The 1,556-nt window shown below is 36.6% G+C and carries 2 protein-coding genes; both read right to left on the bottom strand.

Annotation, left to right across the window (positions count from 1 at the left end):
* Window positions 1-564 precede the first annotated feature (564 nt).
* Window positions 565-735 (bottom strand): hypothetical protein, encoded by a 171-nt coding sequence (locus tag BLS65_RS18580; RefSeq protein ID WP_170830199.1) that lies wholly within the window; start codon window positions 733-735, stop codon window positions 565-567.
* Window positions 736-737: 2 nt separating this feature from the next.
* Window positions 738-1,268 carry a hypothetical protein gene (locus BLS65_RS17700; RefSeq protein WP_092441112.1) on the bottom strand — a complete coding sequence of 177 codons (531 nt, stop codon included), beginning with the start codon at window positions 1,266-1,268 and terminating at the stop codon, window positions 738-740.
* Window positions 1,269-1,556 lie beyond the last annotated feature (288 nt).

The following is a 1,556-nucleotide window of genomic DNA, read 5'->3' as shown; positions in this document are numbered from 1 at the left end:
CTCAAATTAATTCATAAATTTGGTCACGAAATCATCCTTTTTTTGTGGCACAATATCACCGAAACAAGTGGCACAATATCACCGAAATATCAAGTGATGCATATTTAAAATTAAAGCCATATGAATTCACCCATCTTCGACAGCCATTTTCAACCGTCCCATATTCTGGGCCAGTTCACTTCCTTCACCTGCAAGTTTCGTATTTACAGAATGTGAATACTTTATTGGGCTTGAGCAATTTGTTACAATAGCTATCTATTTTAAATCAATATCCCATCTACCATCAATACCTCATCCATCAGCTGTCAGCTGTCAGCTGTCATGTATTTCCACACTAAGCTAGCAATATTATTAGTAAGTAATACATCTGATGGCAACCCTTTAGCATTTGCTTGGGTTGGGTGAGTTTCTTAGGCATAAAAAGAGGCGGTGCAGGTGCATCGCCTTTTTACGTTTGCGGCTAAACGGGTATTTGCGCCAGGCAGCAGCTAATACATTCTCTCTGGGCACTTCGTGCCGCTTAAAGTCCTATTTATTGTAGCCTGTGCCTTTATTGTAGGGTTTTTAAGCTTCGACTTTTGGCTTCTGAGAAGTTTTTCTTAAGCGAACTATTTTTTGCTTTTTCAATTCTTTTTTCTTCTTAAAGAATTCACTTAAAGCCTTTTCTTCAGGTAGAGTTAAAGGTTCTTGACTTCCAATAAAGTCCACATCTAATTCTTTTCTTCTCGTTTTCATCTCTATTGGTTTTTAAAATATTTATCGATTAGTATCAAGGCAGATTGTGTCTCAATTATCATCAACCGTCCACCAAAGTGAGTAGCACCCAAAGTATCTTCATAATGCTTTATAAGTTGGGTTTTTGAAATAAATGCAAGATTACCTTCATGTCCTCTCTGAAAAGAGAGTTTGCAAACAAATGCAACAAGATTTCCTGGAACTCCTACATAAATTTTGCTTTTCCCTTTATTGAATGGTGCGCTTTCAATAAGATGCATATAAACATGGTCTGTCTTAATCTGAACGCTTAGAAGTCCTTGAATAATATTGGGATTATTTACGATTGTTAACTTGTAAACGTCTCTTTCTGGCTGTTTGTATTCGTCAAGCCAATTAAAGACCCAACCATTCTTATTGGTAGTATTTTTAAGGTCTGCTTTTGTCACAATAGAAATTTCGGTTGGAAAACTATCACCTGAGACAACATTCTCAATCGAATTGGTGAGTTTATCAACGATAAAATCTAGCCCTATTTCAGCCTTTTTTCTCATTAAACAAATATACTAAAAAAGATGGATTATTTCAAGGAAGTTGAGATATTGGCTAAGAAACACTGGCATTGGCTACAACGCTAAGTATATGGCAAGTTGGGGTTAAAATGTGCTACCCTATCGAGATACACAGAAGTTTATTAACAGCACGAATAGTCAAATTGGAACGACACACCCAATTTGCTATATACATTGTGTGTGCCTTGAATGGTAAATATAGTAAAAGTTCTTTAAACGGAAGCGTTTTTGGAACAAGTCCAGAGGGTGAAAGTCCCTTGTGCGCGGAGT

The sequence above is a fragment of the Williamwhitmania taraxaci genome, assembly GCF_900096565.1.
Classification (GTDB): Bacteria; Bacteroidota; Bacteroidia; order Bacteroidales; family Williamwhitmaniaceae; genus Williamwhitmania; species Williamwhitmania taraxaci.
The sequence above is the reverse complement of the archived record's forward strand: the minus strand, read 5'-3'. Positions and strand labels throughout refer to the sequence as shown.

Excerpts from the sequence above, each read along its gene's own strand:
- BLS65_RS18580 (WP_170830199.1), bottom strand. The coding sequence starts at position 735 with ATGAAAACGAGAAGAAAAGAATTAGATGTGGACTTTATTGGAAGTCAA.
- BLS65_RS17700 (WP_092441112.1), bottom strand. The coding sequence starts at position 1,268 with ATGAGAAAAAAGGCTGAAATAGGGCTAGATTTTATCGTTGATAAACTC.